This is a genomic window from Pseudoalteromonas sp. C12FD-1, from assembly GCF_037414265.1.
In the GTDB taxonomy this organism is placed as follows: domain Bacteria; phylum Pseudomonadota; class Gammaproteobacteria; order Enterobacterales; family Alteromonadaceae; genus Pseudoalteromonas.
Map to the genome: position 1 here is coordinate 1 of NZ_JBBEVD010000030.1, position 24,276 is coordinate 24,276.

A 24,276-nucleotide genomic window follows, 5' to 3' on the forward strand; every position below is an offset into this window, starting at 1 on the left:
TGGAAATAGCTTAATCATTTTACTGAGTTACTGGCAGGTGTATTTTGCTAGACGCTTACACCAATTCTCATAATAAATCCTTTTGTAAAATATTCGGATAAGACGGGACACATAACACCCCAAATAAGGGGCTGATAATAGCTTGCTAAAATGTGTAGCGAAGCGGAACCGAGCAAGCTGTTAGCAGTCCCGTCTTAATTGGCTTGTTATATGCCGATTACTCCATACCTATATATTTAGGATCGGATTGAATCCGGTCTATCCATTGTTGAATCGATGGATATTCTGACAAATCAAATCCACCCTCATGTGCAACATGTGTATACCCATACAATGATATATCAGCAATACTTATTTCAGAGCCAACAAGATAAGGCGTTAATTTCAGCTGCTCTTCCATAACTTTTAAAGCTTTATGACCACCTAATTGTTTAGCCTCATACTCAGATATACGATCTTCGGGTAACCCGAGGTATTTAGAAATAAACCGTGCAACAGCAATATAGGGTTCATGGCTATATTGTTCAAAGAATTGCCACTCTAGTATTTTAGAAGTAGTAAAACGTGTTTTACCAGCTAACGGTGTTTCAAAGGCAAGGTAATTTAGAATAGCATTAGATTCTGAAATATAAGTCCCATCATCTAACTCAAGTAATGGAATTTTTCCATTTGGATTCATTTTTAAAAAGGAATCAGTTTGTGTTTCTTTTGCTAAAATATCAACATCAACCCACTCATGTTTGATGTCTAAAAGCGATGTTAAAAGTTTTACCTTATAACAATTACCTGATTGAATATCTCCATAGATCTTCACTGAACTCTCCTTCGGCATATAGACATAATGACTCCCACACGGTGTTAGCCTCCGCTTTTCGTGGGTTAGCTTAATTCAAAGCCAGAGCCATAATTAGTTTGTCAAATAACTAAATAGCAGAGGCTAACATGAACAAACATAGCATACTTTTTATCGGACTTGATACACATAAAGAATTCAATGAAGTCGCCTATATTGAAGAACATAGAGGCGCGCAACCCGTTCATCTTGGCCGAATTTCTTCTTCCAAAGTGGCCGTTCAAAAGCTTGTTCGTCAGTTTGAATCCAAATACCCTGGCGCAACGCTACACTTTGTCTATGAAGCAGGCCCTTGTGGTTATTGGATTTACCGATTAATTACCAGCCTTGGCCATTGCTGTTATGTGGTTGCACCCTCTCTTATTCCTAAAAAGCCAGGTGAGAAGATTAAAACCGATAAACGTGATGCCCTTAAGCTTGCTAAATTACTCAAATCTGAAGATTTAACACCTATTTATGTTCCTGAGCCTGAAGATGAGAGTAAAAAAGGACAGACACATATTTTTTCAGAACATTTTGCGCTTCTCCCATCGTGGGTAACCGTATCATTATTTTTTGCGCACTGTTAGTGTTAGTTACAGCACTTAGAATTCAGTTGCTTGGCAGGAATTTTAGGTATAAAAGGCAAATCGAAGTCGACACTTTGTTTAATAACGTGTTTTTTAAACAAACCAATGAAGATGCAACTGTTCAACCTGCGCCTTTGTACCATTTTACATCGTTGCTGGCGGCTTGCTGCTTTAACCGTTGTTTGCTGCCTGCAAAATTTGAGTACTGCTGCCTGAAACGTTGAATTGATTCAAGCCATTGCGCTTCTTCTATATTCAACCTCAGGAGTACTTTTGGTATGCTTTTGTTGATATGCCCTTTTTTCTTTGGATCTATGTGGCGGCCACTCCAGTCGACTAATTCAATATAATCCAGTAAGGCAAAGGGGATCGTGCCTTTAATATGATTACCACCAAATGGCTTTAGCTGTGCTGGTTGACTTTCATGCTGAACAGTATCTTTTTGTTTGAAGGGTTTATTCGCTTTAACCGTGTCTGTGGTAAAGGCTTTGAAATGCGCTATACGTTCTTGAATTGAGGTGAAATCACTGTCTTCAAGCGTATCGGCTATATTTGCTCTGATGGGGTTCAAATCAACGTAGGCCATGCAACTGAGTACTGCGGTTTCATCTAATAATGCTTGTGATTTATAGCGCCCTTCCCAGTACTTTCCGGTGCAGTTATCTTCTTTATTGGCCTCGCGGGCTATATATTCATTGAGATTTTTCATGTACCAGCTAATGTCATACAACCTTTCTCGCCATTTAGCGATAATCTCATTGAAGAAAAGTAAACTATGTTTATCTAACTGCTCACCATTTAAGTAGCGATCAACCAACATGTGACCATTATAGAGTTGATACCAGCGTTCAATTACTTCATCATCAGACCAATCTAGTGCTTGACGTCTATTGACGTTCACAACAAGGTGGTAGTGATTGCTCATTATCGCGTAAGCAGCAATTTCTATGGCGAACACGCTACTTAATAACTTAATTCGCTCTACTAACCACGCCCTACGGTGATCAAAGTTTTTACCTGTGTATTTATCATCACCACACAAGAATGCGCGTCTCACGCATCGTGAGATTAAGTGATAATAAGATGTGGACGCTAAATCAATCAGCTTTTTTCTTGCGCGAGTCATAAAATAACAACCTTAGCTATACTGTATGTAATAACAGTAGTTGATACTATGATTTTTGCAAAAAGAATTATGCCTGTCCTTTTTTATTTGCCGTCCTTTTTTATTATTGATTCGGTCGAGAAAGTCATTAGCCTGCTGTTTAAAGCCCTCAATCTTTCCTCGTTTTTTTATTAAATCAGAGGTGATCTGTTGCATTAAAGCTGTTTGAGCGTCTTCAAGCCCTTGAAATAACCAACTGTTAAACCGTATACATACTGTAGTTTCATCATCTTGGTAGGAATTTTCAAGCATGGCTAATATGCTAGATTTTCCAGCTCCCCAATCCCCATGAACACCTACAGAAACAGGTAAACGACTTGTGTCTGACAATAACTTTATGATCGCAGAACTAATCGCTTGGTAATTGAGTAGATCAATCTTTGATTCATTATCTGGCCAAAGCATCCTTTGCTCCTTTAATTATTATATTTATTTATAGTTGGTGCGTTTGTACAAAAGTTAAACTCCACAACAGTGCCAATCCCCTGTTGCCAACTTGACACGGCTGATTAATGGATGACCCTTTTCCCCACGCTGGGCAAACTGATCACCTCGGGCAAAGAATAGACCGGCGCTTGGCCGGTCTATTCATCATGACTAATAATTATGTTTACTTTTTACGAGCCACTTTTAAACAAAGCATCTTAAAATCAGCTCTATATTTACTAATTTTTGCTTCCTTAGTCTTTAGGGAACAGCCATACATCATGTTGTTTAATTTAAATAAATATTGATGTAATAGAACCTTTTCTTTGCTTTGATAAGCATCCCCCTCAAACACAACTTCAGTAATAGCTTCATATTCTAGAATAGCTCCGTCGTGAGAAAGTAAAGGAGCAATAGTCGCCTCCTTCCCCAGCTTTTCTAACAACATCTCCCGGACTTGTACCAAAGAGCTGCTATCTAAGGTAACTAGCCTTTGAATTAGTATTTCAGAGTCAGCATCATTTTCATCTGGAGAGAATATCACCAGGTTAACATCTGAACTGATAGGCTTCTTTATCCAGCCAGGTAAAGTTAGTTTTTCTATATCTAGACTATCCATACCATTTCCTTCATTGCTTGGTGGGCAAGCTAAAGAAAAAAGTGAGACTGTTAAAAGAAATGCCCAAGTACAACATCTAATCATATTTACCGCCCCCTATTAAAAGCTTTGACAATAGCCCGCCGATTGACAGTTCTGCAACCCAAGCATATTTGATCGCCTATGGGCCACCGAGTTATTACCATTCTCTATACCTCGAGAATGAGAAATCTCATGACCTAAGTTAATAAGGCCCCTCTCAATTGGGGAAAAGGTTCCAGAGATTTTGCCACCGTTGTAATCTTTTGGCACATAAAATGTGCCTTTAAAGCCAAGCAAGCTACTTCGATATAACGTGATTGTATCGAACAAGAAGTAATTCGTGCGTTCCGCATTCAATGATGTTCTCCTTATATCAGACCCGACATCAGCTCTCAGCCATTTTTGATAAACTTCGGCATCTGTAAATTCATACCTTTGGCTTTTCCCACCTTTGACTTCAGTCCCAATATATACATCCTCAAAGCTCAAGTTTTTATATTCCTTCCCTAAAGGAGAGTCTTTGAGTGCTTGAAAACGCCTTTGACGCTCTTCCGCTGTTCCTTCAGTGGAGTAATCTGTGACACCAGTCCCTGAAGACCTCGGTTCGACCTCTTCATCTACACCAGTCTGAGAATAATTTGAATTCGATGGCTCTTGCTGTTTGGCTATATTCTGCTGCCCTCCCAAATCAGATATAGCTTGCCCGATTTGTCCGGCACCTTTAGCCATAGCACCACTAACTTCTGCACCATTTCTGAAATTAACATCTTTCACAACGGTACTACCTACAGTCTTACCATCTACCTTAACTTCAACCTTCATATCACCACAGGACTTGATCCTAGTGCCTGTTGCTGCTGCGCAGTAACCTGTTGGATCAGTTCCAGCAAGTGGATTGTTCATGATGTAGGAGTATGGATTGATACTCTGGCTATCACCGGGGCTTTGGATCACAGGGTCTACAGACATAAACCGACCAAGGTTATAATCGTACACCCGACCGTTCATATGAATGAGCTCTACATTATCTAAATGTTCGTGGTCAGTAAAGCCTCTTCGTGTTTTGGCATCCGCCATATCACCGAGTTTTGAATCTCCAAATGCTTTTAAGCCGCCACTGGCTAGCCGTGGTTTACCAAATGGGTCAAAATTTCGCTCTGCTTCTACTTGTCCGTTATGGTCGGTAAATACCCGTGCACTGCCTAAGCGGTCTCGATGGGTATAACGAATACTTGCACTGGCCCCTGTCGTTTGGCTTATAACGGCTATGTCGTCTATGTAAGCTCGCCATGTGGTTTTAGTGCCGTCGATTTCTTCTTCATACAACTTATCGCTATAAAAAGTGGTTACGCTGCCATTCACTTGCTTAAAGCGCATGTGTTGTGGGCCATAGGTAAAGGTGAGGGTTTTACCGTTTTTTATAATTTGTGTGGGTTTATCCATCGCATTGTACGTTGCACTTGTAAGCCCATCACCTCGCGTCATATTTCCACGTGCATCATAACTAAATACTTTCCAACTGCCGCTGCGTAGCACACGCTTTACTGCATTCGGGCCACCTGTTGCACCGTTAGTGTAATCGTATTGTGAGGCGTAATCCGATTTAGATAACAGATTGCCCACCGCATCATAGCTGTAGTCAATCGTGGTAATGCCATTAACAGCGTTACTTTCTAAACGGTGCAGTGCATCGTAGCTGTAACTTTCACTAAAATTGTGCTGGTTGCCAATACTCCCCGAGGTGATATCAACAGCTTTTAAATTACCAAACCCATCATACGCTGAGTAATTAATACTCATGATATTGCTGTTATTTTTTGCAATGGTTTTAAGGGTCATCTGACCATTCTTAAGGCTGTAAGCGGTATTTTCACTTAACCCATTACCTAATGTCCCCTGTGATATATTACCAAACACATCATGTTCAGTGATAGTTTTAAACACATAGCCACTGGCGGCATTTTTTACCTGCGTTTGATAGCCTGCATCGTTATAAATGTACTCTAAGGTAAGGTTATTCGGGTAACGTAGCCCTTTTACACGGCCATAGTTACTGTCGTAAAATGTGGTTGTTGTGTAGCTTTTACCACTACCAATAATAGTTTGGCTACTAGGACGGCCTCGACTATCGTATGCGTAATTTTTTGTTACGCCATTACCTGCCGCTTGATTTAACTGCCCTAGGCCATAGGTAGCGCCATCATAGCTATACGCTAACGTATTTTCACCTGTCGCGGTGCGTCGTGTAACGCGCCCAAGTACATCGGTTACATAACTGATGGTTTTATTATCCGCTCGGGATTCATGTTGTAATTCACCAAAACCATTATATTGAAAATTAGTGATACCTTGATTTGGATCGTTTACCTGCACTTTTTGACCAAGTGCATTGTACATTGCCACAATGTTATTGCCGTTAGCATCTTGAATAACGATTGGTAACCCTTGCCCATTATAGCTATAACGTGTAATTCCATTGTTTGCATCAGTTGTTTGCATTAGCTGCTTAAGGCTATTGTAAGTACGCGACATATCTAGCGTGATGCCATAACAACTATCATAAACTGTTATGCCTGTGGCAAGTTCGCTGTATTCGTAGTTTGTAGTCATATCACCGCAATGTTGATTGGTTACTTTTTCAGTTACGCGACCGAGTGTATCGTGTGCGGTATAAAATGTACCAAATACTGAGGCATGCTCTTTATGTGGTACAGATTCAAATGTTTTATAACCTACACTGTTATAAACAACATCACTGAATATCCAATCGCTATCAAAACCTTGTACGGCAGTGCGTAGTGTACGACCTAACTTATCTATATAGATTTTTTGGGCTGGTTGCCCGGCTGCCACCTTTAAGACTTGTAAAGCTGCGTGTTCGGGAGCTTGTGTATCCGGTGTTTGTACTGCACTGTACTGAATGGGCATACCCGCAGTTTGAACGCTGTACGGACGGTTGTAATCATCATAGCCATAGTTGGTTACTTGATAATTACTGCCACTGAGTTGTTGGCGCGTTTGTGTTACTTGCCCCGTAGCGGGGTTCACATTGGTATAACTTATATGCCCTTTAGCATTGATTTGCTTGTGGGGGAAATAGCCGTCGCTTGCCTCGCTGATGCCATTTTTACTGTACGTAGTTGATGTCGTCCGCGTTTGGTCAACCCAACTGCCGCTACTGTTGCGTACTTTAGTTGTTTGACTTACAAGGTGCGGTAAGCCGTAATCATTAAAAGCAGTCGTAACTGTACTGCCATTACCCGAAATAGCTGAGCCTATTTTACCACTAATTTCGACTACACCAGCCTGACGACTGCTATGATATTGAGAATAAACAGTTGTATTAGATGTTTTTTGATCGAGTGTTACATTCGTTATTGGGTCATTACTATTACGCTCTTTAATTGCGTTTTTTATCACTGTTTTATTAGTGAGTTTATTTAACCACCAACTGCTTTTATCGTTCTGATAAGTACTAGTTTGGGATGTTGTATATACTCCCCAGTCGTCATTAATCTCTACCGAGTTGGCTGTTACATTTGCATATTCATCAATTCCAATTATGGTTTTATTGGTAGATGTAACAACACTTTTAGAATCAAGATCTCGCGTTAGCTGCGTTGTAGAACGAGGATATACATTATAAACACCTGATATAGTATGGTTCAGGTTATCCTGCCAGTCAGTACTTGAATAACTTAATGCATTAGCTTCCAGGCTTGCTGATTGTAATAAATTATAACTTCGCACGTTATAGTCATTTACCGCAAAAGTAGCTTGGCGTTCTAACTTACCCTGATACGGAAAGACTTGTTTAAAGTCTGATTGTGTCACGAGCCCTCGACTTACATCTTTTTCTATAATGCTTTTAAAGCCCATAAAACCACGGCCGAACTGGTTATACACAGCGCCTGCATAGCTATACGCTGTTTCTGTCGTGTCGTTCAAACCATTACTTTGCAGGAATGAATTCACAACGTACATGCTAGATGCAAAATTAATATACCCTGGCTCTGATATAATGCTGTTTCTCAGTAAATCATATTCAACTTTGCTACTCGATAATGGTCGTTGCTGCCATTTGGCTTCTTTACCTAGGCCATCTTTAGCTGCTAACATAAGATCTACAGGGGCATAATCACGACCGCTCACTCCTGAACCAGTACCGTAATTACGATTTATAAACACACCGTATTGTTCAGTATATGCAGAAAAAGTCCCCTCAGCATTTCCTTGATTAGAAAAGCCAGGCTCTGATGTATGATTAAATACTAAGCTTCTTAAGCCTGTTCCGTATGCATCAACAAATGCTGAATCATATGGGTTCCCCACCAGATTTGTTTCGCTTTTTGTTACACTCAACTCCCCGGCACTATTTTGACTAAAATGTAATGCATCAAATTGATAAATACTTTTATCGAGTGAACTACTATCAATTGGGGTTAAAGAGCTTCGATCTCCTGGTCGTGTTTCCCATTCACCATATAACTGATCACCACAAAAACGATTTCTACCTAAAGAAGTGCAGCGGGTCAGTAACCGCTTACCTGGCATCAATAGTTCAGATATTCCGTCATAGTTAATATCTTCAATAAGAAAGCCTCTTCCATATTTAGGTACTCTGCGCGTTACCCACTCCCCAGCGTTATAAAGTACCTTCTGCTCTACCGTTTCGATAAGATTGTTACTAAGGGTATGTTTTGGCGTAAATACTAATTCCCCTTTATTTAACCTATAAGTAAGAGAAATAATATTTTCGTTATATTCCCACCCAAGCCAATCAGTTAATCCATCACCATTTAAGTCAATAAACATACTCAACTGGGGCTTTAGCGTTCCTAAGGTAACACTAAATGGCAAGGCATGATCGTTTTGATAATTATCATCACCTAAAAGTAGTGTTTTTGGGCGGGCCTGTAATGGCGGAATAATATCTTTAGCCCCCGTACTAACATGCATTATATCTATTGTGCCATCGCCGCTAATATCACCTAATACTGTATAGTCATCTAAAAGAACAGTGGTATACAAATCGCTAGCTGTACCTTTTGTAAGACTAAAGCTAAATTCAGGACGAACGTAAGGTCTGCTTACATTTTTTTGATGCAAGTAAAGTTCAATTTTAGGTATATCACTTGCAATATAAAGTAATATGTCTGGCCAACCATCATTATTAAAATCTGCAATTTGCCGTATATGGCTTTCTCTTAATTCAGGTTTTAAAGAAGGAGGCATTTCGATATTTGTCGAAATTAATCCTTCACTAGACAAATCGAACATTAACTCTTGATTTTTAATTGACCATTCATCAGTTATTCCATCTAAGTCAATATCCCCTTGGCTGCATTCATGTCTAAGTGTAAATCGGTTAAACTGGCATGAATCTAACGCTATATTGTTGTGGCTAAAGTCCCCCTCAGCATTAACAAAATAACCTGACCAATCTCTTACGCCATCACCATTTACATCGCCTCTTGGTAAAACCTTGCTTATTGATTTTTCGTTAGGATAAAGTATGTTACTTTCCCCGCCTAAAGGCTCCAGTATTAATACTTCTTGAGTATTATTCCAAGTAAATAAAGTTGAAGGTAAGCAATAATTATTGCTAAAACATTGAGAAACCTCATCTAATAGTTCTTTACCCGATGCAGTACTCTTTTGGTAATTTAGCTCATAACTCCAAACATTTTGATTAACGTTAAAAATATCAACCTTGTGGAGTCGTTGTGTAACAACTGAGCGACCTCCAAACGAAAAGCGTTCGTGTATTTTATTTCTCGGCTCATAAATAAATTGTACTTTTTGCTCTCCTTTATTATTAACCGAGCTACCGGTATAAGAAATCTGATCTAGCAACAACTCTGCAGTTCCATATAAGGCATAGTCATAATGAATATAATTATTCTCGGTTGCATCATGTTGATATTCAACCAACCACGAATAAGTAGCGGTCCTACCTTCATGTATTACTTTTGAGTCAATTGTTTTACCAAAATATGACACTCGACCGTTTTTATACTCAGCTTTAAACCACGTAGATGTGCCATTTAGTGAGCCACTTTGCGTTACACGCACAAAACTATCAATTTCAGTGCGGTATTGTGTGCCTGAATTACCATAACTACCCGATGTAGCAATTAAACGCTGGCCGTCTAAACAAAGCCGATCGTTACTATTATATTGTGGACTTTGTGTAAACCCATCTTGTGCATAAGTTGCAGCGCAGCGTGTAATACTAGAACCAACTGAAAGAGCCCACCCAACACCCGCAATACCATTACCACTACGAGATGAATAATTTAATGATATTTCTGGCTGCATTCCAGAACGCCCAGGGGTAAGCTGAATCGGAAGTTGATATGTAGCCGCACCACCACTTACACTAGCCTGCCCCTTAATTGCACCAATTGCTGAAAAGTCTGGTGCTACAATATCAGTAGACTCTTTATCTAAAGGAATAATAACCGAGGTCTCTGTTGCTAATTCTATTGGTGATTGAATTAATACACTTATAGACTCAGTGGTAACGAGTTCATTCTCATCTGTTACCCTTAGAACTATATTAGTACTTCCACTTTGGCTTGAGGCTTCAACTACAAGGTGGGCTTTTCCATTTATAAAAGTAACTTTTAGCTCTTTAAATAATGATGGATTCATAGCATCAACATCCAATCTTAAAGAACCCAAAGGTGTTTCTTCATCACTAACACTAAAATCAATACCGATACTTTCATTAGTCAACAGCTTAATCGAATTAGTTCCAGTAATACGTGGCCGATCATTCACACTATTTACAGTGAGCCTAAATGTATCGTCTCTCGTCGCACCGTGACTGTCTTTAACACGGATACGAATGTCTGAATACCCATACCTATTCGCCACCGGAGACATACTCATTGTCCGCGAAGCGCCACTCCCTCCAAAAACAATGCGATTCGTCGGCAATAGTGAAGTGTTTGAGCTGCTTACAATAGAAAGGGCAAGGCTTGAAGTGCTTGTTTCAACATCACCCACTGTAAAGCTTATCGCTTTTGTGGTGTCTTCGTTTGTTGACTGGTTCGCTATGTTTGTGATCGTTGGTGCGTCGTTCACACTATTTACAGTGAGCCTAAATGTATCGTCTCTCGTCGCACCGTTACTGTCTTTAACACGAATACGAATGTCTGAATACCCATACCTATTCGCCACCGGAGACATGCTCATTGTCCGTAAAGCGCCACTCCCTCCAAAAACAATGCGATTCGTCGGCAATAGTGAAGTGTTTGAGCTGCTTACAACAGAAAGACCAAGGCTTGAAGTGCTTGTTTCAACATCACCCACTGTAAAGCTTATCGCTTTTGTGGTGTCTTCGTTTGTTGACTGATTCGTTATGTTTGTGATCGTTGGTGAATCGTTCACACATGCAACATTAAAAGTAAGCTTAACAGGATAACGAGTCACATTTTGGCTTACAGTTTGATAATTAGCTGAATAGGTTCTATAGGATGCGTATTGTATTCGAGGCTTATCTACATTATCTTTTGTTGCAAAGGCAAAAAAGCTTTGGATAATATTTAAAATAGGACTTGTTGAGTACTCAACAAGCTCATCGGATTCTAGAGATATAGACCTAATTGGGTTATTGCCAGAATCTATCAATGAGACATTTATCGTTGTTGTATCTACACCACAAAAATTAGCCTTTGGTTTATAAACAAATGAATCTGTATTAAAACTTAAAGTCCCGTTTTTTGGTTTTATAATGGCGGCTCCAAAAAAGGCTTCCCGTGCACCTATAACACGCCAAACCTCCCAAATTCTAACTGTTTTACTTCCATCTTCAGTTAAATTAAATTTATCAGTAACAGCCGAAGACATTAAAGGAAAAACGAATAGAAAAAAGCACAACATATATTTCACAAAACAATCCTTGTTGGTTGTTATTATTATTTTATTTAATATTTACATAATTACATTTCCGTAACAATTTCATGTAATCGAACTAATGGAGCGACACCTCTGAATACTAAATTCGATTGTTAATATAAAAAAGCCCCGCTTGGTTTTAAACAAACGAGGCTCCACACTAATTTTTTAATCATGAATAAAAGCGCCGATACTGCGGGCGCTTAGCATCATTGAATTTTATTGATTAACTACACTTTTAAGTGGGTTAACTGGCTGTGCGTTGTCATCTAGTAAGTTCATATCAAAATCGAACTCATCTACACGAATCGCTTTTTCACGCTTTTTGTTGTAATCAACTAATTGCGCGTGCTCAGCCGCGGTAATTACGTTTGCCGCTAGTGCGTTATCAAGTGTAATAGCAAATCGTGTACCTGGCTTAATTGTTTTAGCGCGCAGTGCTTTTTTAACTTTAGCTAGCTCACCAAGTGATGCCATTTTAGCTTTGTAGGCTTGTTCATTAATGTAATGACCATCACCCTCTACTGGTTTAACTAAATGCGTAATTTGCGCTTTAAATGCAGTATCAAGCTGCGCTTGCTTAGCTAATTCGCGAATTAAATCATCGCTAATTTTTGGCATTTTAGTTGAGTAGTTCATAGTTACAAAACGTATAAACTTACGAGTACCACTTGCAGGGAAGTTATCTAAAAACTTATGCAATGCTTCTTCAGCGCTTTGCAGTGCAAAACGAGTTGCGTAATGGAAGTAAGGTGCTGCTTGCTCACGCTCGCTGCTCGCTACTTTTTGCTCGTAATACTTGATTGATGCCATTGCCGCATATAAAAAGCTCATTACATCGCCTAAACGTGCTGAAAGCATTTCGGCTTGTTTTAATTTACCACCAAGTACAAGTAACGAGAAGTCTGCGTACACCGCTAATTTAGCTGATAATTTATGCACGGCTTTTTCGTATTCACGTACTTCTGGTAGCGCTGAGTTTGCACTTGCAGTAAATGGTAAAACACCTAAACGGAACGCACGTAAGCTGTTTGCGGTGCTGTAACCAATTGTTTTACGTAAAATGCCGTTAAATTCTGCATCAGCGCCTTTATCTTCACTATGAATAGATTCAACCATAGATTGTAAATATGGGTGACAACGCATAACACCTTGACCAAAAATCATCAGGTTACGAGTAAGAATGTTCGCGCCTTCTACCGTTATTGCAATTGGTTGTGCAACATAACCGCTTGCAAGGGTATTTTGCGGACCATTTTGAATTGCTTTACCTGCTTGAATATCCATTGCTGAATCTAGCACGTCGCGGCCAAGCTCTGTCATGTGGTATTTAGCGATTGCTGTAACAACTGATGGTTTTAAGCCCATGCCTAAGCCTTCAGTTGTAAGTACGCGCATTGCTTCTTGAAGGTACGTTTTACCTGCAATGTCTGCTAGCTTTTCTTGAATGCCTTCAAACTGGCCAATTGCTAAACCAAACTGCTCGCGTACTGCTGCGTATTCAGATGCTGATTTAAACGCCACTTGTGATGTACTTACACCCAATGCAGGTAGTGAAATACCACGGCCAGCACCTAAACAGCTAACCAGCATTTGCCAGCCGCGGCCGATGTTTTTCTGGCCGCCAATAATAAAGTCCATTGGTACAAATACTTTGTTTCCGCGTGTAGTACCATTATAAAAACGAATACCCATAGGATCGTGACGGTTACCGAGCTCTACACCTGGGTGATCTTTAGGAATAAGCGCACAGGTAATACCTAAATTTTCTTTGCCGCCTAGTAAACCCTCAGGGTCCACTACTTTAAACGCTAAACCAAGTACCGTTGCAATGGGTGCCAATGTGATGTAGCGCTTGTCCCATGTGATTTCAAGGCCAAGTACTTCTTCGCCGTTGTACATGCCTTTGGTTACAGTACCAATATCTGGAATACCGCCTGCATCAGAACCCGCCTCTGGGCTTGTTAGTGCAAAACAGGGAATGTCTCTGCCGTTTGCCAGGCGCGGTAAGTAATGTGCTTGTTGCTCTTGCGTACCAAAGTGAAGTAGTAGTTCACCTGGGCCTAGAGAGTTAGGAACCATAACGGTTACTGCTACTGCAGAGCTTTTAGTTGCAATGGTTGCCACAATAGTTGAGTTTGCATAAGGGCTAAACTCTAAACCACCAAACGATTTAGGAATGATAAGCGAGAAAAAACGCTCTTTTTTCAAAAATTCTAATATGTCATCTGGTAAGTGAATACCATTTTGAATAACTGAATCGTCAATCATGCCAAGTAACTCTTGTACTGGGCCATCTAAGAATGCTTGCTCATCTGCGCTTAATGTGGCGGCAGGAACATCGCGCAGCGCGCTAAAATCTGGCTTACCTTGATAGATAGACCCTTCTAGCCACACATCGCCCGCGTCTAGCGCTTCTTGTTCAGTGATTGAAATACTTGGTAATACTTTTTTTAATTTTGTACGTAAACTCATGATTGAACTCATCCGACCAGATAAATAATACCTACATTACGTCATAAAAATGAGTTTAGATCAATTACTCTATTCAATTAATTAACAGTTTTTTCAATTTATTTTCTTTACGGTGACGTAAACTGTTGAATCTAAAAGGCTTACACTTGTGCGCTGAAAAACACTTTTTAGCCGCAATCATGCCTAAAACATCAAATTTTATTTAGCCATAAAAAAACGCAGCCACTTGGGCTGCGTTTTTAAATTAAAGTAGGAAGAGTTAACTGCTTATTTGCACAATGTGTTTTCCTGTAAATCCACCCGCTATTTGATTGTTTAAAGCAGCACTTACGGACTCTGCAGTAAAATCAACGGCAGTAATGACCGGTGTTTTAATATCGCCCGAAAGCGCGCCCTCAAGTAACAAATTGCCCATAAAACTTAAACGTTGTTGCGCACATAAACTGTTTGCAAGCCACGCACCACCAATTGAAACCACACTAATATTAGGTGCTCGGCGGTACATTAAATTTTGATCAAAATGAGGCAACGGGTTTAAACACGCGATACGGCCGCAAAAGCGCATTAATTCTATATTTCGCAGAGTTGATGTACCGCCCATTGTATCAATTACAGCATCAAAACCTTGTGGGCCAAGCTCACGGCGAATTTTGTCACACAACTTTTTATCGTTGTAGTCAAAAACAGTATCGGCACCTAGCTTCTTGACCAATTTGTGGTTACGTTTTGATGCAGTAGCAAATACATCAGCGCCACGCTGCTTAGCATATTGAATGGCAAACTGACCTACCGCACCAGAGCCACCTTCAATTAAAACTGTATCACCTTCGGCAATTGCAATTTTATCTAAGCTGATAAGTGCTGCCATACCCGCGCAAGGTAATGTTGCCGCTTGCGCAGGACTGAGCTCATCGGGCACAACGGATACAGCAAAATTAGGTACTTTAGTGTACTCACTCAATACCCCTTGCTCGCCAATATTGGCGTGCCACATTACTCGCTCACCCACATTAGGGAACACACCTTTATTAGCTTTAACCACCACACCTACAGCATCAAGGCCTAGTATGTGTGGGTATTGCCATTTACAAAAACCTGTTTTAGCAAAATGCGCATCCGCAGGGTTGAGGCCCACGTACTCCACTTTTACCAACAGTTCGTTGTTGGCGCACTCGGGCACATCCACTTCAACATCGTGTAGGCAAATTTGCTCATCGGGTTGTGGAAGTACAATTGCCCGCATTGTTTGCGGAATATCGTATCTATCTGACAGTTCAGTATTGCTCATTCAATTAACTCTACTTATTTTGCGCTGTTAAGTGCATAGCTCCATTGACCATTAAACGCTTGATAAGCGTTAACTTTTGCAAGCAATGAGGCAATCGTTGTGTCAACAGCATTTTCTTGGGCTATTAAAACATCCTGACGCGCATCTAACAACTCTAAGTACGGTATTTGTCCTTCTTCGTACATTGCTTGTGCTTGTAAAAACGCTTTATTAGCAAAACCAAAACGCTCATCTGCAAACGTTTTTTGTTGCTGTTGGTTGACCAACATTTGCAGTGAAAGTTCACTTTCAGTCACCGCACTTAATACTATTTGCTGATAGTCGCTGTAAGCAGCTTCACTTAAAAACTGCTGTGCGTCGCGCTGAGCAAGCAGTGCTGGATAACTTAATATTGACCACTGCAACTGTGGCGCAACTTGCCATTGTTGGTCAGTATTTTTTAATCCTGTGCTGTCTATGCTCACCACACCGGCAAATGCCGACAGGCTAATATCTGGCAGTAGCGCTTTGCTTGCAGCTACGCTCAAGCTATTAGCTTGACTAAAATCATAAAGTGCACGGCTAATATCAGGGCGCAGTGCAATGGCTTCATTGGCATTTTTAAGCGCTACGCTAAAGTCGTGTTCAAGTATGTTTTGCTCATCGTTTATAGCTATGTCTTTGGTTAATTTACCACTAAGCACGGCCAGTGCCGATAAATCACTGTATTTAGCATACTCTATAGCTGGCATTAGAGCTTCTTGCTGCCTAAGCTGTGCCATAGTGCGGTTTAAATCAAGTTCGTTAGCAACGCCTTCGTCTACACGTGCTTGCAATACTTCAATACTTTGCTCAAGTGCTTCAATTTGCATTGCAATAATCTGCTGTTTTTCAACATTGCCTTGGTAGCTTACAAAGCCTTTCACCACCGACGATACAACTTCAATTTGCAGTAAACGCACCTGCTCGGCTTGGCTCATGGCCGATGCATTTGCTGCATCAACCAAGGCTGTAATTCGACCAAACAAGTCAAGTTGCCAATCAAGCGCGGCATTTGCACTTGATTGGCGCTCAAACACACTGGGGGCATCGCTTCGAGCTGCACCTACTTCAACACCACCTTGTGGTAAGTATTGCGCTTTTTGCTCGCCTAATCTTGCTAGTGCACTTTTCAGCGTTAATTGACTCGTTTGTAAGTCGTAGTTATTTGCAAGCGCGCTATTTACAAGAGCATTTAGCTGCTCTGACTCTAGCTTTTGCCACCAGTTAGTTTCATCAGCTGTAGCCACATTGCTTGCAATATTTGCCTGTGCTACAAAATCGTTAATGGCATTTTGCTCACTGTGTGTATCTATTTTGCTTGCGCAACCAGATAAAACAGCAGCCACTAACACAGCACTTAGCGTTAAGCGCGTTTTTACACGTTTAGTCATTAACTTAGTCATGTGATAACTCCTGCTCTTTTTGCTGCTTTTTAACAACTAACATGTAAAACACTGGGGTAAATAGTAAACCAAATACGGTTACCCCTATCATGCCTGCAAACACGGCGTTACCCATAGCGTGGCGCATTTCGGCGCCGGCACCCGTTGCAAGTACTAGTGGTACAACCCCTGCTGTAAAGGCAATTGATGTCATTAATATAGGGCGCAAACGCATACGACATGCTTCAAGTATTGCCTCTAGGTGCGTTAATCCTGAGTCGTGTCTGTCTTTTGCAAACTCAACCATTAATATCGCGTTTTTAGAAGCTAAGGCCACCAGTACTATTAACGCTATTTGGGTGAATATGTTGTTATCTGAGCCTACAAGCCATACACCTAATAGCGCAGAGAAAATAGTCATAGGTACAATTAATATTATTGCCAGTGGTAAACGTAAGCTTTCGTACTGCGCTGCAAGTACCATAAATACAAGCAATACAACTAACGGGAATACATAAACCATAGTATTACCGGCAAGTACTTGCTGGTAGGTTACTTCTGTCCACTCGTATTCAATACCCGCCGGTAGATTATCTGCCAGTATTGCTTCGATTGCTGTTTGTGCTTGATCAGAGCTGTAACCTGGTGCTGGGCTGCCGTTCAATTCTGCACTAGGGTAACCGTTATAGTGCATTACGCGATCTGGACCTATGGTCGGTGTCACAGTTAGTACAGAACCAAGTGGCACCATGTTCCCTACGCTATTACGTACTTTTAGGTTAAGAATTTGCTCAGGATCAAGGCGGTAATCAGCATCAGCTTGCGCATTTACTTGGTAAGTACGACCAAACATATTAAAGTCGTTTACATATACTGAGCCTAAGTAAACTTGCAGTGCGTCAAATACTTCATCAAGTGGAATACCTTGAATAAGTGCTTGTTCACGGTCAATGTCTATGTCCATTTGTGGAACTTGAATTCTAAAGCTTGAGTAAAGGCCCATTAATGCAGGGTCTTGTTGCGCCTTACCAATAACCGTTTGTAGGCTATTAAATAATGCTTCAAACCCTTTATTTGCTCTGTCTTCAAGTTGCAGTTTAAAGCCACCGGTTGTACCTAAGCCTTGAATTGGCGGTGGCGGAAATACTGCAACAAATGCTTCATCAATGGCTGCAAAACGTTGATTTAGCTGCGCAGCGATGGCCATTGCCGATTGGCTAGGGTCTGTGCGTTTATCAAAGCTTTCAAGTGGTGTAAATACAATGCCGCTGTTCGGGCTATTAGTAAACCCATTAACCGATAAACCAGGAAACGCAACAGTGTGAGCAACGCCAGGTACTTCTAACGCAATTTTTTGCATTTGCGAAATTACATCTGCAGTGCGGTCTAAACTTGCTGCATCGGGTAATTGTGCAATAGCCACTAAATATTGCTTATCTTGCTGTGGAATAAAGCCACCTGGTACGGTATCAAATAATTTAATTGTGCTGCCAACCAGTGCAACATAGGCAACCATCACAATAACAGTCATACGAATAAGTTTTTGTACTAGTTTTTCGTACCCTTTAGCACCACGATTAAATACACGGTTAAATGGTTCAAACAACCAACGGCCAAATAATTTATTCAGTAAACGCGTAAACGCATCAGGTTTTGCATCGTGCGATTTAAGTAATAATGCCGATAACGCTGGTGACAGTGTTAGTGAATTAAATGCAGAGATAACAGTAGAAATAGTAATAGTTAGTGCAAATTGCTTGTAAAACTGACCCGATAAACCGGTAATAAATGCAGTTGGAATAAATACCGCACACAACACTAAAGCAATCGCAATAATCGGGCCTGTAACTTCAGTCATAGCAACACGTGTTGCTTCTAATGGCGATAGCCCTTGCTCAATATTACGCTCTACGTTTTCAACAACAACGATAGCATCATCTACAACAATACCAATTGCTAGCACCAAGCCAAACAACGACAGCGTATTAATAGATACGCCTAGCCATTGCATAACCGCAAAAGTACCAATTAGAGATACAGGCACCGCAATTAAAGGAATAATAGATGCGCGCCATGTTTGTAAAAATACAATTACAACAATAACAACTAATGCGATGGCTTCAAGTAAAGTAGCAATTACCGCATCAATTGAACCACGTACAAATACCGTAGGGTCATATACAATGTCGTACTCTACACCCGCAGGGAAATCTTTTGATAAGCGCGCCATGGTTTCGCGTACTTGATCAGAAAGCTCAATTGCATTTGAACCAGGGCGTTGAAAAATAGGCATTGCAAGTGCAGGCTGGTTATCCATCTCAGCACGAAGTGCGTACGTATCAAGGCCTAAGTCTACACGTGCTACATCAGACAAACGTGTTAATTGCCCCTGTTCACCTACTTTTATGATAACGTTTTCAAATTCTTCAACACTACTTAAACGCCCTTTAACGTTTAAGAGTATTTGAAATTGGCTATCGTTTGAAATTGGCTGCGCACCTAAGCTACCCGCTGCCACTTGTTGGTTTTGCGAGCGAAGCGCTGCAACTACATCTGTTGCTGTGAGTTCACGTGCAGCAAGCGCATCAGGGTTTAGCCATACGCGCATTGAGTATTTGCCACCACCAAATAAACGAATATCACCTACGCCTGGTAAGCGTGCAATTTCATCTTTAATGTTCAAATCGGCATAGTTAGATAAATACGCTGTATCGTGAGTTTTTTCAGGCGAATATAAGTGCACCACCATGGTTAAATCGGGTGATGATTTTTCGGCTACTACGCCTAAACGCTGTACTTCTTCTGGCAAACGTGGCAATGCACTGTTTACACGGTTTTGTACTTGAACCTGCGCACGATCTAAATCGGTACCTAAAGCAAAAGTTACCGTTAAAGTCATGCGTCCATCACTAGTACCTTGTGAAAACATATAAAGCATGTTCTCAGTACCGTTAATTTCTTGCTCCAGCGGTGTTGCCACTGTTTGCGCGATAACGGTTGGGTTTGCACCCGGGTAGCTTGCAGTTACAACCACTGTAGGTGGTACTACTTCTGGGTATTCACTCACTGGTAGTTGAAATAGTGAAATACCACCAGCAATTAAAATAACCAACGACAGCATGGCCGCAAATATTGGGCGCTGTATAAAGAAATGCGAGAATTTCATCAATAAACCTTATTGCTTAGCCACAAGTTGTGCGTTGTCGTTTGACAATGTAAATGCAACACCGCTTGTATCAATTGTTACTGTTTGTGGAGAGATTGGCATACCTGGGCCTACACGTGCTGGGCCGTTTACCGCAATGATGTCACCTTCGCTAAGTCCAGAGTTCACCGCACGTAATGCACCGTATCGTTCACCGACAGTAATGAGTTTGTATTCAAGTACGTTGTTTTCGCCAACCGTTAATACAAAACGATTTTTTAAATCGGTACCAATAGCACGCTCAGGTATAATTACTTTTTCGCTTACTTTGTTTGCTGCCAATTTAATACGGGCAAAAGAGCCTGCACGAAGTTGATTATTATCTTCGTTAAATACAGCACGTACACGTAAAGTACCTGTAGCTGAGTTAATTTGGTTATCAATAAAGTTAATGTAACCTTGATAAGCAAACTCTGTTTGACCTACTTTTTGCATTACAACTGTTTGGCGGCTTTGTGCTGTTACATCATTAAATGCACTATTCCAGGTACGTTCATCAACGTCAAAATACGCATACATTGCTTTGTTAGATACAATTGATGTTAATACGCTTTGTCCCGCTAACACGTTATTACCTTTAGTAATGTTTGCACGAGAAATAATGCCATCAATTGGCGATATCACCGAGGTAAATTCTAAATCGAGCTTTGCAGAGGTAAGTTGTGCTTGCAGTGCTGCAAGTTGCGCTTCGCGTTGACGCAACGTTGAGGTACGTGCTTGTGCTTGCTCTGTAGAAATAGCTTTACGCTCTAATAATCGCACTGCACGTTTATCTTCACTAACAGCTTGTTCAAGGGCTGCTTCAGCGCTGTGAATTTGCGCTTCTAAACTTGCTACTACGGCAGCAAAAGGACGTTTATCAAGCTGAAAAAGCACATCGCCCTGCTTAACCACATCGCCTTCTTTAAACTCAATGCTATCGATAATACCTGACACACGTGGCATTAACGCAACTTCTTCAGGCGACTCTAAGCGCGTAGTGTAGGTGTGCCAGCTTTGTACCGGCTTTACCAGTACAGGTGCAACATCGATAGGCTGCAATTGTTGTTGCTGAGCTTGAGGCGCGCTCTCATCAGCACAGCCCGCAAGTGATAATGATGCCGCAGCGAGTGCAGCAGCAATTAAATGTTTGTTCATGTAGACGCTCCTTTATTGATTAGCGTGCATATTACGGACTATACCTGCGGACAAAAACCATAGATTTATAAATTCATTAATGCCAAAATGGCATCAATAAAAATTAATGAGTGATCATGATGGATACAACAAGCCGACTTTTAATGCTACTAGAGGTGGTAGAGCAAGGCTCTTTTGCCAAAGCTGCAGAAATAAGAAACATAGACCGCTCTGTTATATCAAAGCAAATTAGTCGGTTAGAGGACGAGCTAGGCGTTAGGCTATTAAACCGTACCACCCGTTCGTTTTCGTTAACGGCCGCCGGCGCCGAAATGATAAAAAAAGCAAGTGAACTAAGAGAACTACTTGGTGAAACCGTACGCATGGCAGAAAACTATCATTTAGAGCCGCGTGGGGTGCTAAAAATTACATCGTCAACGCTTATTGGTAGACGTTATTTACAGCCTGTGCTTAACGACTTTCAAAAACGTTTTCCTCAAGTAGAAGTTGAGCTGCGCCTTGATGACAGGCTTGTTGATATTGTATCTGAAGGGTTTGATTTAGCTTTTAGAATTGGAGAACCTAAAGACTCTTCATTAATTGCGCGTAGAATTGCCCGAAATAGGGTACTTATAGTAGCGGCCCCTGAATTTATACAAACCTATGGCATGCCAAAAACCATAGAAGAACTGGCGCAGTTACCTGCAGCAAGTTATGCAAGCAACTCAATACGGGTAGAGAGCCTTGATTATTACGATAGTAAGGGGGAGTTGTGTGAGCTAAAAATTAACAGTGTGTATAGAGCTAACGATGCCGAAGTGCTGCTAATGAAAGCTATTTCAGGGACTACCTACTTCGTGGCTCCGGCATTTATTATCGATAAGGAAATAACGCAAGGCCAATTAGTGCCTATTTTAACTGACGTTAAATTAAAAGAGTTTAGCCATATGTATGCCTTGTACCCGCACAGAGACTTACCAGTAAGAACACGCTTATTTTTTGATGCAGTAAAGGAGTATTTAGGGAAAGACAAACCAATTTGGGAAAACAACATCCCTAACTTTGAACAAATGTACTAGGGCGTATTAAGCTACCTGAGGCTTTTCATTTAACCGGGCGCTTGACTGAAAGTATACTTTATTTCGGCCATATTCTTTTGCTTTATAAAGTTGTTCATCTGCTTTAGTGACACACTTTTCAAGTGTGTCACCTTGGCGATACTTTACAACCCCAATGCTCGCGGTGACATTTATTTTTAGCCCATCAATCTCAAACGCAGATTCGTTTAGTGTTGCTCTGATGGTTTCAGCCATTGCCAACGCCTCATTGTGTGAAGCAAAAGAGTGCAGTAAAGCAAACTCCTCCCCGCCCACTCTAAATACATACCCTTTTGCTGATATAACGCGAAGTAAAGTGGCGACTTCAATGAGCACTTTATCACCCACTGCGTGGCCATGGGTATCGTTAACTTGTTTAAAAAAGTCTAGATCGAGTAAAAACAAATACAGTTGCGATTTATCTTTAAGCTCTACTTCAAAATAGTGATTCATTGATAAACGGTTTGCAGCCCCAGTAAGAGGGTCTAACAAAGCAAGATTTTTTAATCGCTTAGATGATAAAGCACGGCTACCTTCAAAAACATGAGAAATAGCCCAAATACTGATATAAACAAAGGCAAGGTTTAAACTGAAGTTAAGCGTTGTTAGAGGAAGTTGCGATGATTTGTTTAACAATATGGCAGCTTGTAGTACAAAGAGCAAAGCCGATAATACAATGCCATAGCGTTTACCTAGCAACAGGTAGTACAATATAGGTAACGCAAAAGACCACACATACACGCCATTTATTGGTTTAGCTAAATAGTTACCTAATACAATTACAAAGGTGACAAATATGCACATAACTACAGATTGCCATACTTCTAGCGCATGCGTGTTTAAGCGATAGTAGGTGTAAGCACAAAATACACTGAGCGCTATTTCTAAATACCCTAATAAAGCAAAGTTATTTACAATAATATTAAATGCAGCAAAAAACAGTGAGACAAAACCAAAGCACAAGCACATCCATTTCAGGACGTTCCTTCTTAATGATTTAGTACTACTAAGCGCTGCTATATCCATTCAAAAAACTTAAAATAATAAAAAATTCAGTGTAACGCTAAAATTAAATATAACAAGTAGATATAAGAAAACATTAACTTTACCCAATACCATAGCAAGAGCACTCAGCCAAACAGCTTACTATAAGGTTTAACCACCCAACATAGATAAGTTTGTTGTGACCCCTGTGTTACCTTGATGCAATAAGTGTGTTGGTTTTTTAGTTTTTATATAACGCGCTAACTGATCAATTAATGCCTGATTGGTGTTATCACTCATGTATTCTCTAAGTGATATGCCCTGCTCAGAAAACAAACATAAATGCAATTTCCCTAGTGACGAAATTCTTAACCTATTGCAGGTGTTACAAAAGTCATTACTGTAAGGCATTATTAACCCTATTTTACCCAAATAATCAGGGTGGAAAAACTCTTGTGCAGGTCCTGCCGTTACATCGCGTATAATGGGCTGCCAACCTGCGCGGAGCAACTGCTCTTTTATGGCTTGCCCCGATATATGGTTAGCATCAAAAAACGATTTATTATCATTAGTTTGCATTAGCTCAATAAAACGCATCGTCACGGGTCTGTGCTTTAAATAGGCTAAAAAGGTATCAAGCTCACGGCCATTGTACTGTTTCATGAGTACGCTGTTTATTTTTACCGACTCTATACCGCTTTCAAGCGCGCTTTCTATACCCTGCATTACAGTCGAGAACTTATCGTGACCGGTAATCGTATTAAACATACGTGGATCTAAAGTATCAATACTAACATTGATAGCGTTTAAACCTGCTTCTACCCAATTATTTATCTGCTTATGCATAGAGTAGCCATTAGTAGTAGCGGCTATTTTTGTAATGCCTGGCGTGTCTTTTGCTGCTCGAATTACATCTATAAAATCTTTTCTGAGGGTTGGCTCGCCGCCAGTAATACGTAACTTTGATATACCATGATGAGCAAAGGCGTTTATAGTATTACTAATTTCGTTAAGAGAAAGGAAGTCTCGGTCGTGATCACATTGATAGCCATCAGGTAAACAATACACACACTTAAAATTGCACACATCAGTGATCGATAAACGTAAATAACTAAATTTTCGCCCGGCTGGGTCGACTAGCATAAATAAG

Annotated in this window: 13 protein-coding genes and 1 pseudogene; 2 read left to right on the top strand and 12 right to left on the bottom strand. The window is 40.6% G+C overall.

Annotated elements, in window-relative coordinates:
* Window positions 1-217 precede the first annotated feature (217 nt).
* The gene (locus WDB87_RS00165; protein WP_286244630.1) at window positions 218-814 is read right to left on the bottom strand and encodes a glutathione S-transferase family protein; all 597 of its coding nucleotides are present in this window, start codon (window positions 812-814) and stop codon (window positions 218-220) included.
* Window positions 815-942: 128 nt separating this feature from the next.
* Between WDB87_RS00165 and WDB87_RS00170 the strand changes: the two are divergent.
* A pseudogene (locus WDB87_RS00170) lies at window positions 943-1,335 on the top strand (IS110 family transposase); the annotation flags it as partial.
* Between the two features lie 208 nt (window positions 1,336-1,543).
* On the opposite strand, the gene WDB87_RS00175 reads toward WDB87_RS00170, so the two are convergent.
* The 9 genes from WDB87_RS00175 to WDB87_RS00215 form a co-directional block, all read right to left on the bottom strand.
* Window positions 1,544-2,548: a transposase gene (locus WDB87_RS00175; RefSeq protein ID WP_286247854.1), complete on the bottom strand. Its 1,005-nt coding sequence runs from the start codon at window positions 2,546-2,548 to the stop codon at window positions 1,544-1,546.
* Between the two features lie 12 nt (window positions 2,549-2,560).
* Window positions 2,561-2,992, bottom strand: coding sequence for a KAP family P-loop NTPase fold protein (locus tag WDB87_RS00180; RefSeq protein WP_337848655.1), 432 nt, complete (start codon window positions 2,990-2,992; stop codon window positions 2,561-2,563).
* Between the two features lie 205 nt (window positions 2,993-3,197).
* Complete coding sequence (locus WDB87_RS00185; protein ID WP_286247851.1) at window positions 3,198-3,632, bottom strand: hypothetical protein; 435 nt, start codon at window positions 3,630-3,632, stop codon at window positions 3,198-3,200.
* A gap of 99 nt (window positions 3,633-3,731) precedes the next feature.
* Complete coding sequence (locus WDB87_RS00190) at window positions 3,732-11,543, bottom strand: SpvB/TcaC N-terminal domain-containing protein (RefSeq protein ID WP_337848678.1); 7,812 nt, start codon at window positions 11,541-11,543, stop codon at window positions 3,732-3,734.
* Window positions 11,544-11,777: 234 nt separating this feature from the next.
* Entirely contained in the window at window positions 11,778-14,033 is a 2,256-nt protein-coding gene (locus WDB87_RS00195; RefSeq protein ID WP_286249251.1) for an acyl-CoA dehydrogenase, read from the bottom strand.
* Between the two features lie 259 nt (window positions 14,034-14,292).
* Window positions 14,293-15,321 carry a zinc-binding dehydrogenase gene (locus WDB87_RS00200; protein WP_286249250.1) on the bottom strand — a complete coding sequence of 343 codons (1,029 nt, stop codon included), beginning with the start codon at window positions 15,319-15,321 and terminating at the stop codon, window positions 14,293-14,295.
* Window positions 15,322-15,335: 14 nt separating this feature from the next.
* On the bottom strand, window positions 15,336-16,745 hold the full coding sequence (locus WDB87_RS00205) for a TolC family protein (protein ID WP_337848656.1): 1,410 nt from the start codon (window positions 16,743-16,745) through the stop codon (window positions 15,336-15,338).
* Complete coding sequence (locus WDB87_RS00210; RefSeq protein ID WP_337848657.1) at window positions 16,738-19,890, bottom strand: efflux RND transporter permease subunit; 3,153 nt, start codon at window positions 19,888-19,890, stop codon at window positions 16,738-16,740. The genes WDB87_RS00205 and WDB87_RS00210 overlap by 8 nt, the downstream gene beginning before the upstream one ends.
* Window positions 19,891-19,899: 9 nt before the next feature.
* Window positions 19,900-21,066 (bottom strand): efflux RND transporter periplasmic adaptor subunit, encoded by a 1,167-nt coding sequence (locus WDB87_RS00215; RefSeq protein ID WP_337848658.1) that lies wholly within the window; start codon window positions 21,064-21,066, stop codon window positions 19,900-19,902.
* A gap of 119 nt (window positions 21,067-21,185) precedes the next feature.
* Here WDB87_RS00215 and WDB87_RS00220 point away from each other — a divergent pair, with 119 nt between their 5' ends.
* Window positions 21,186-22,124, top strand: coding sequence for a LysR family transcriptional regulator (locus WDB87_RS00220; protein ID WP_286249262.1), 939 nt, complete (start codon window positions 21,186-21,188; stop codon window positions 22,122-22,124).
* 6 nt (window positions 22,125-22,130) lie between these two features.
* On the opposite strand, the gene WDB87_RS00225 is transcribed toward WDB87_RS00220, so the two are convergent.
* The gene (locus WDB87_RS00225; protein ID WP_337848659.1) at window positions 22,131-23,168 is read right to left on the bottom strand and encodes a GGDEF domain-containing protein; all 1,038 of its coding nucleotides are present in this window, start codon (window positions 23,166-23,168) and stop codon (window positions 22,131-22,133) included.
* Between the two features lie 129 nt (window positions 23,169-23,297).
* Window positions 23,298-24,269 carry a GTP 3',8-cyclase MoaA gene (gene moaA / locus WDB87_RS00230; RefSeq protein WP_337848660.1) on the bottom strand — a complete coding sequence of 324 codons (972 nt, stop codon included), beginning with the start codon at window positions 24,267-24,269 and terminating at the stop codon, window positions 23,298-23,300.
* Window positions 24,270-24,276: the final 7 nt, after the last annotated feature.